Origin of the sequence: Amycolatopsis sp. NPDC059021 (assembly GCF_042739895.1) — a bacterium.
GTDB lineage: Bacteria > Actinomycetota > Actinomycetes > Mycobacteriales > Pseudonocardiaceae > Amycolatopsis.
This window is the reverse complement of record NZ_JBHYIQ010000001.1, coordinates 18586-22921: the sequence shown is the minus strand read 5'-3', so window position 1 is coordinate 22921 and position 4336 is coordinate 18586. Positions and strand designations below refer to the sequence as shown.

At 71.1% G+C, this 4336-nt stretch carries 5 protein-coding genes; all 5 read left to right on the top strand.

What is annotated here, in order from left to right; genetic code table 11:
* Positions 1–80: 80 nt before the first annotated feature.
* Positions 81–374, top strand: coding sequence for a phosphopantetheine-binding protein (locus ACFWX1_RS00085; RefSeq protein WP_378382573.1), 294 nt, complete (start codon positions 81–83; stop codon positions 372–374).
* Positions 371–1648: a hypothetical protein gene (locus tag ACFWX1_RS00080; RefSeq protein WP_378382572.1), complete on the top strand. Its 1278-nt coding sequence runs from the start codon at positions 371–373 to the stop codon at positions 1646–1648. The genes ACFWX1_RS00085 and ACFWX1_RS00080 overlap by 4 nt, the downstream gene beginning before the upstream one ends.
* A gap of 36 nt (positions 1649–1684) precedes the next feature.
* Complete coding sequence (locus ACFWX1_RS00075; protein WP_378382571.1) at positions 1685–2404, top strand: thioesterase II family protein; 720 nt, start codon at positions 1685–1687, stop codon at positions 2402–2404.
* On the top strand, positions 2401–3225 hold the full coding sequence (locus ACFWX1_RS00070; RefSeq protein WP_378382570.1) for an SDR family oxidoreductase: 825 nt from the start codon (positions 2401–2403) through the stop codon (positions 3223–3225). The genes ACFWX1_RS00075 and ACFWX1_RS00070 overlap by 4 nt, the downstream gene beginning before the upstream one ends.
* A 44-nt stretch (positions 3226–3269) precedes the next feature.
* Positions 3270–4336, top strand: a 1067-nt coding sequence (locus tag ACFWX1_RS00065; RefSeq protein WP_378382569.1) for a hypothetical protein, incomplete at its 3' end; no start/stop codon positions are given.

The window sequence follows — 4336 nt, the reverse complement described above, 5'->3', positions numbered from 1 at the left end:
CAGAAATCCTCGTAAACCCTGCTACCGTCGAGCAGCGACGCAGGTCACCGTGACCATCATGAACCTGGGGAAATATACGAATGAACGAAACAGAAGCCGCCGGGGTCGGGACGGACGTGAATCCCGGCTCGATCGGCGACACCGTCACAAACGCGTGGACCGAGGTACTCGGAAGCGCTCCCGGCGGACCGGAAACGAACTTCTTCGACTTCGGCGGGCACTCGATCGCCGCTATCCGGATGATTACCAGGCTACGCGGCAAATGGGACGCCGAGGTACCGATCAGGCTCATCTTCGAACATCCCGTGCTGGCCGATTTCATCGCGGCGGCACAGCGGTTCCTGGCGACGTCCGGGCCGCGGGAGCCGGCATGACCACCTTCGCCGTCGCCTACGACAGGGGTGCGGTCAACGCGGCCGAAATCGCGCTCAGCCTCGGCGTCCTCGGCGACCTGATCTTCGTCGGCTACGAAGCGGGCCCGGCGGGCCCGCTGCTGCCGCTACTGCGCGAACTGGGCGAAGTCCTCTTCCTCGACGACGGTCTCGAACCGGTGCTCACCCGGCTCGAAACCGCCGGAACCGATGCCGTGGTGACCTTCAGCGACACCATGATGCCGGTCGCCGCGCGGATCGCCGCGCGGCTCGGCCTCCGGTTCCACTCGACGTCGATCATGCCGCAGCTCACCGACAAGTTCCGGCAACGCGGCGAACTACGCGCACACGGAGTCGGCGACGTGCGGGCGCACCCGATCCAGCACCCCGGCGACTGGGCGGCCGCGGTGGCCGCGGTGGGCGTACCCGCCGTGCTCAAACCGTTGCGGGGACAAGGAAGCCGCGACACCCACCTGATCACCGATCCGGACGTGGGCGCACGGCTGAGCGCGGAACTGCTCGCGGCACCCGATCCGGTTCCCGGCCTTGTGCTCGAAGAGTTCCTGACCGGCCGCCCGAGCGAACCGTTCGGCGACTACGTCTCGGTCGAGAGCGTGACGACCCCACGCGGTGTCCGCCACCTCGCGGTGACCGGGAAGTTCCCGACTCTGCCGCCGTTCCGGGAAGTCGGCCAGTTCTGGCCGTCCCCCCTCACGGCCACGGAGGAGCGGGAAGTCATGGAGCTGACCGGGCAAGCGCTGTCCGCGCTCGGGGTGTCCATCGGCGTCAGCCACACCGAGATCAAGCTGACCACGACCGGTCCGCGGATCATCGAGGTGAACGGCCGGATGGGCGGGCACATCAACGATCTCGCCCGCCGGGCCCACGGCCTGGACATGGTCGAGCTGACCGGACGGCTGGCACTCGGCGCCGAGCCGCCGGACCCGCCGTCCCGGCCGGAACAGGTCTATTTCCAGTACAACTGCCCGGCGCCGACCGGTGCCTTCACCTTGCTGGAGACCTTGGGCGTCGACGACATCCGGCGCATACCGGGGATCACCGGCTACCGCCCGTACTTCGAGCCGGGCACCACGCTGCCGGCGTCGGTCATGACGAGGCCGCTCGACCTGATCAGCGGAGTCGCCGACGACCACGACGAGATGCTGGCGCGGCTGGCGCGGGTCCTCGACCGCTTGACGTTCGCGATCGACACCGGGAACGGACGGACGCTGGTCACCGCGGCGGAACTCGGCCGGGAGCCGATACCGGCGGTCTGAATCCGGCCCGCGACGGGAGTGACGAGGGGAAAGCACGTGCACGAAAACATGGTGATCTGCCTGCCGTTCGCCGGTGCGGGAGCGTCGTTCTTCCGGGCGTGGCAACCGTTGGCACCCGATTCGCTCCGCGTGGTCGCCGTCCAGCTGGCGGGGCGCGAGGAACGGTTCGTCGACGAGCCGCACGCGGACGTGGCGAGCGCCGTCGACGACGTCCTGCCCGCCGTCCTCGAGCAGATCGACGGCGCCGGCCGGATCGCGCTGTTCGGGCACAGCCTCGGCGCGGTACTCGCGTTCGAACTGGCCCGGCGCCTGGATCGGCTCGGCGGGCTACCGCTCGCCCGGCTGTTCGTGAGCGGCTCGCCAGGGCCGTGGAGCGGCAGGGTGAGCAGGGCGACCGGCTTGTCCGACGACGCGTTTCTGGCTCAGCTCCACCGATTCTCCGGTTACTCCCATCCGGCGCTCGACCATCCGGAGATGCGGGCGATGCTGCTGCCGATGCTGCGGGCCGACGTCGAGATGCACGAGAACTACCGTCCCGGGACCGACCGGCCGCTCCCGATCCCGGTGACCGCGCTGCGCGGGCAGGACGACGAACTGGTCAGCGCCGGGCAGGCCGGCCAGTGGGCGGACGCGAGCACGGCGGGCTTCCGGTCGGTCGAACTGCCCGGCGGCCACATGTACCTGGCGGATCAGGCCGGAGAGGTGCTGCGGCTGCTGGCGGGCGACCTGGCCGCGGTAGGAGAAGGCCGAGCATGAGACTGCCAGGAAAGGTCATCGTGGTCACCGGAGCCGCGCGTGGTGTCGGCCGCGCGTGTGCGACCGCCTTCGCGCGCGAAGGCGCGGATCTGGTGCTGCTGGACATCGCGGCGGATCTCGACGGCGTGCCGTATCCGCTGGGTTCGGCCAGTCAGCTGGCCCATACCGCCCAGCTGTGCCGGGAGCAGGGCGTCGCGGTGCGGACGCGGCACGTCGACGTGCGGAACCTGCCGGAGATCGAGGACGCCGCTGCCGAAGCCGTAGCGCGATTCGGGCGGATCGACGTGCTGGTCAACAACGCCGGGATCGCCGCGCCCTCGGGCAAGGCCGCGCACGAGATAGCCGAGCGCGAGTGGCAGCTGATGATCGACGTCGACCTGTCCGGCGCGTGGCGCGCCATCCGAGCGGTGGCGGGCGGGATGGCCCGCCGTCGCGCGGGCAGCATCGTCAACATAGCTTCGACCGCCGGGCTGGCCGGGTACCGGCACTTCGCCGGCTACGTCGCGGCCAAGCACGGGCTGATCGGGCTGACCAAGGCCGCCGCGCTCGACTACGCCCCGATGAAGGTGCGAGTCAACGCGCTGTGCCCGGGCTCCATCCGCGACGACGACGCCGTCGAGGGCCGGATGCTCTCGGAGATCGCCCGCTCGCTGGAGGTACCGGTCACCGAGCACGAGGAGACCTTCCTCCAGGCGCAACCGATGAACGCGCTGATCGAACCGGACGACGTCGCGGCCGCGGCCGTGTGGCTGGCCTCCGACGCGTCCCGGCAGGTGACCGGCAGCGTGCTGACCGTCGACGGCGGTTTCACCGCGCGATGACCCATCCACGATCCCCGAACATCGCCGTCCCCCAGGAGGTTTCCGTGTCCAGCCCGGCACCCCGGTCGCCCGCGCCACCGGCCGAGGACCGCGCGGCCGCACTGTGCCACGCACTGCGCGTGCGGCTTCCCGGCCCACCGGCGGACGCGGAGGACGTGTTCCGCACCGCCGCCACCGCCTGGTGGCCGGACAGCCCGCCCCGGCTGTGGCTGGATCCGGTCCCCGCGGTGGCGGGATCGCCGATGGGCGAACGCAGGCTCCGGTCCGAGCGGCTCAGGCCGATCGAGCAGGACGGCCCCGTCCTCCGCGCCGTCTGCCTCGTCTACTCGGACGGCCCGGCGGACCTCGTGCTCGTGGCACGCCGGTCCGTGCTGGACGCGACATCGTTGCGGCACATCGCCGACGTCGTCGCGGGGACCATCGCGGCCGCCGAGATCCAGCCACCCACTCTCCCGCCGATGTGCTCTGCCGACGGCGAAACGCTGGCGACAGACGGAGTTGCCGAGACCGGCTGGGCGACATCGGAGGCGGGGGCGGGTGACCGTACCGGCCAGGTCAGCGTGGTGCTGGGAGGCGAGCACCCCGACGCGATCCCGGCGCTGGCCGTTGCCGCGGGAATCGTGCTGGGCCGGTACACCGAAAAGGCGACGTCGCAAGTGCTGTTGTCCGGCGCGCCCGCGGACCGCCCCGCCAACACGCTCGGCTCCTTCGACGGCCTCTCGGCGCTGACTCTGGACCTCTCCGGCGAGACGAACCTCGGCGAGCTGGTCAGCCAGGTCGCCCAAGCGGCGCACGGCGACCCGGTGACGGCGAAAACCGAACCCGCCTTGGCGATCTTCGCGTCAGGCAACGACGTCCAGGGATACGACGTCCAGGAATACCTCGCCTGCCAAGCCCCGGTGTGCCCGTTGACGCTCGTCCCCCGCGGAACCGGCGATCGGCTGACCGTGGCCGTCCACCACCGGCTCCGGGAAATCGACCGGGCGTCGGCCACGCGGTTCGCCGCGCACCTCGCCCACGTTCACGCGCAGCTGCTCGCGAACGATCCCGCGCGCGATCCACGGGACCTCGACCTCGTCGGGGCGGCGCCGGCCCGGGGGGGGCGGGGGGG

Bases quoted from the DNA above. Each gene is read 5' to 3' on its own strand.
- ACFWX1_RS00085 (WP_378382573.1), top strand. From the start codon at position 81: ATGAACGAAACAGAAGCCGCCGGGGTCGGGACGGACGTGAATCCCGGC.
- ACFWX1_RS00080 (WP_378382572.1), top strand. From the start codon at position 371: ATGACCACCTTCGCCGTCGCCTACGACAGGGGTGCGGTCAACGCGGCC.
- ACFWX1_RS00070 (WP_378382570.1), top strand. From the start codon at position 2,401: ATGAGACTGCCAGGAAAGGTCATCGTGGTCACCGGAGCCGCGCGTGGT.